Source organism: Exiguobacterium sp. TNDT2 (assembly GCF_003331145.1).
Lineage (GTDB): Bacteria > Bacillota > Bacilli > Exiguobacteriales > Exiguobacteriaceae > Exiguobacterium.
On sequence record NZ_QLVE01000037.1, the window covers coordinates 1 to 3,257 of the forward strand.

Below are 3,257 nucleotides of genomic sequence, written 5' to 3' on the forward strand. Positions count from 1 at the left end.
CGCCGAAAGTAGTTGGGGGTCTCCCCCTGTGAGGATAGGACGTTGCTAGGCCAACGCGAAGGACGATCAAGCAGATGCTTGATCGTCTTTTTGTCATTTCCTCCGAAATGAAACTTTTCTCTACTCCTCTCGTATGAAGAGACAGAAGAAGGGGATTCAAGTGTGCAGATTCGCGAAGCGACATTTTCAAGATTGAAAACTCATCGATTGAGGACCTAACGATTGACGGTATAAACATTCATGACCTGTTAGAGCAACATCAAAAAGCGATTGGGGGAGAAGATCTATGAGTGATATTTATCAAACACAACTCGACTTGCAACAGCGCCTTTCTGAACGAAACAGATTAGCTCGTAAATTGAAGACACTTGATAAACAGATGGCTGAACATGAAGCCGTGCGAAAACAGTTGCTCAATTCATTCACGAAAGAACAACGCGATGTCTATGATCTAGAGTCATTCTCGCTCGTCAACGCATGGCGTAAGCTACGGGGAACCTTCAACGAGCAAAAAACGATTGAACTGGAAGAGGCAGCTAGAGCGGAATTAAAACTCCGAGAACACGAGGCGATGGTCGATGAGTTAGGGCTGGAACGTCGTGATTTATATGAAACCTTTAAGACGTATGACGGGATTGACGCAGAATGGGAAGCGTTCATAAAAGAGAAAGAAGCTCACCTGAAACAGGATCCTGAAGTAAGGGAAGCCTTATATCGACTCACGAATCAACAGGTGGAAACAAATGAGGTGCTCATTGAGTATAAAGAAGCCATTGGTGCTGGAAATATAGCGCGTACTTTCATCTCCAAAGCACTCAAACATCTCGACAGTGCGAAAGGTTGGTCGACGTTTGATACGTTCTTTGGAGGTGGCTTGATCGCGACAGCAATGAAACATGACGCCATCAGTGCTTCGGAGCGAAAGATGCATGAACTTCAAGCTGCGCTTGAGCGCTTCTCGCGGGAATTGGCTGATGTGAAAGGAGTTGTCAGTGGCTTACACATTGAACGCGGTTCGTTCATTCAATTCGCAGACTACTTCCTCGATGACATCTTTTCCGAGTGGAAGATGCATGGACGAATCAATGATTCGCTCGACAAGGTAAAAGGCCTTGATCGTGAAATCACTAAGCTTATTGAGAAAGTGACGAGAGAAGTGGAACGTCTAGAGCAACAACTTGAAGAAATCGAAACGAAACGACAACAGCTCATCCTCACACGATGAGCTGTTTGGTCATTCTGGTCGTTTCAACCAATGGCGTAAACCTTTACCCGCATGCGGTCCGTCGGCGTAGCGAGGGATGACGTGTAGGTGAGCATGTGGCACGGTCTGGTTTGATGCCGTTCCGACATTCCAGCCAAGCGTATAGCCGTCAGGGCCATACGTCTCCTCGAGAAATGACTTCGCTTCATGAAGCAACGCATATGTATCGTGCCATTCCGAAGGCGTGAGATCGAACGTCGTCGCGCGATGTTGTTTCGGGACAATAACGCCAGAGCCGACAAGCACGTCCTGCTCACGATCGTGCATCAAGAAGTAGCATGTCTCATTCTCGGCGACAATCGTCTGGGATGGATCTAGTTGTGGATGACAAAATGGACAAGTTGACATGGACTTGATACACTTCCTTTCTATATGAAGTGTATCAAAAGGGGGAGCATTATGAATGAATTGATTGATATGATAGTTGCCCAGGCTGAACGAGAGGAGCGCACGATTATCGCCATCTCAGGACACGGGGGCGCTGGGAAGACGATATTCGCAGACGCCCTACACGAGCGCCTCGGAGACGTGAACTACATCAATACCGACCCTTATATCACGGATTCGACGTTGCGGAAGAGCGCTATGCTCGACTACACGGTCGACGGTCAAGTACATCATTACAAGATGACGGCCTGTCATCCTTCCGCGCATCACTTGCTGTCACTCGAGCGTGATGTCCGCATGGTACGTGAAGGCATCGGTTTCTTCACGATTGACGTCCCATACCTTGAACGAACGTGGATTGATCCGGCAAAACGAATCACCATCATCGAAGGCATGAGTGTCGCGTTTCTCGAACCTCACTATTTCGATGTTTCGGTCTATTTGTATACGGATAGTGACACCGAGTTTGCTCGACGTTCCGTCCGAGACATCCAAGAACGTGGAATGGACCTCTCGTATTTGAAGGCGTCGCACGACGAGCGTCGTCTCCAATACGAACTGTTCATGCATCCGCAGCGCGAGAAGTTTCAGACGATTGTCTCGACGAGCAACGATGTTTGGACAATTGAAAAGCACCGCTCATGAGGAGCGGTGGCTACGTAACGTTTCTTGAATACCGAGTCCGAGCTGGTCTTGCTCACGTTCGAGTTGCTCCCACGTGAGGGAGCGATGGCGCATGGTGACGTCATTTGCGATTGATTCGAGCGTGCGTTGCTTCTCGATGTTGTCGAGCCAGTAATAGACGTCGACCCCGTCCTCGTCGATCCGCCAGAACGATTTGACGACTTCGAATTCGTCAACCCAATCTCCGACTGGTTTGAAGCCATATTTTTCGACGAACGGATATGGCCGATCTTCCCCAATCGGATCGATGACATTACGGACGAACATGAGCTCGAGACCGGCGTGTTCGGTCGCCTCTAACAAGCGTTTCAAAGCAGGCAGTGGTTCGACTTCGACATTTTCGACGACATCGAACCAGACCCGTTTTCCATCTTTGTCCCATAGTGTCGCTTCCACACTATAAGGAGCACCTGCCGTCGATGGTGCGAACCTGGTCAAGTTAAATGTGAACGGGATATGTTCTTCGGTACCTGGTTCAAGCACGGCCGATAAAGCGATTGGGACTTCTTGAAGATCGGTCTCGCGATTGAACTCGTTGCCTTCGAGCGTGATATCTTTAAAGGTCGTGAGAAAATTGAGCGTCAATTCTTGCAGTCGCACGACATGTGAAGTGGTGTTCGATACGCGTAGCGTTCCATGGACGGTCTCGTTCGGAATGAACGGGACGGTATGGAAATAGACAGATGCGTCCAGTTCGGAAAAGAACCATTTCTTAAAGCGATTTCCCCATTTCGACATGACGGTCGCGCTCCTTTTCTCTAGTAAGTTACACTCTTTATCATGTTCCCGATTCCAATTCTGAAAAAACATGAAGAAAAAGGTTGCATTATATAACTACTTCACTTATTATAGAGGATGTCGAAACAATTCAAACCATCGCGGGGTGGAGCAGTCTGGTAGCTCGTCGGGCTCATAACCCGAA

The 3,257-nt window shown here is 48.5% G+C and carries 4 protein-coding genes; 2 read left to right on the forward strand and 2 right to left on the reverse strand.

Going from position 1 to position 3,257, the window contains the following annotated elements; translation table 11 throughout:
- Nucleotides 1-286: 286 nt before the first annotated feature.
- Nucleotides 287-1,225 (forward strand): coiled-coil domain-containing protein, encoded by a 939-nt coding sequence (locus DPV68_RS13525; protein WP_114167313.1) that lies wholly within the window; start codon nt 287-289, stop codon nt 1,223-1,225.
- A 9-nt stretch (nt 1,226-1,234) separates the two neighbouring features.
- Here DPV68_RS13525 and DPV68_RS13530 read toward each other — a convergent pair whose 3' ends face one another.
- Nucleotides 1,235-1,612, reverse strand: a complete 378-nt coding sequence (locus tag DPV68_RS13530; RefSeq protein WP_198662323.1) for an HIT family protein — start codon at nt 1,610-1,612, stop codon at nt 1,235-1,237.
- A 51-nt stretch (nt 1,613-1,663) separates the two neighbouring features.
- Between DPV68_RS13530 and DPV68_RS13535 the strand changes: the two genes are divergently transcribed.
- Nucleotides 1,664-2,296 carry a uridine kinase family protein gene (locus tag DPV68_RS13535; RefSeq protein WP_114167315.1) on the forward strand — a complete coding sequence of 211 codons (633 nt, stop codon included), beginning with the start codon at nt 1,664-1,666 and terminating at the stop codon, nt 2,294-2,296.
- On the opposite strand, the gene DPV68_RS13540 is transcribed toward DPV68_RS13535, so the two are convergent.
- Nucleotides 2,291-3,073, reverse strand: a complete 783-nt coding sequence (locus DPV68_RS13540) for a sporulation protein (protein ID WP_114167316.1) — start codon at nt 3,071-3,073, stop codon at nt 2,291-2,293. The two genes, DPV68_RS13535 and DPV68_RS13540, sit on opposite strands and share 6 nt — an antisense overlap.
- Between the last annotated feature and the right edge of the window lie 184 nt (nt 3,074-3,257).

Coding starts and splice junctions, on each gene's coding strand:
- DPV68_RS13530 (WP_198662323.1), bottom strand. CDS start 1,612: ATGTCAACTTGTCCATTTTGTCATCCACAACTAGATCCATCCCAGACG.
- DPV68_RS13535 (WP_114167315.1), top strand. CDS start 1,664: ATGAATGAATTGATTGATATGATAGTTGCCCAGGCTGAACGAGAGGAG.
- DPV68_RS13525 (WP_114167313.1), top strand. CDS start 287: ATGAGTGATATTTATCAAACACAACTCGACTTGCAACAGCGCCTTTCT.
- DPV68_RS13540 (WP_114167316.1), bottom strand. CDS start 3,073: ATGTCGAAATGGGGAAATCGCTTTAAGAAATGGTTCTTTTCCGAACTG.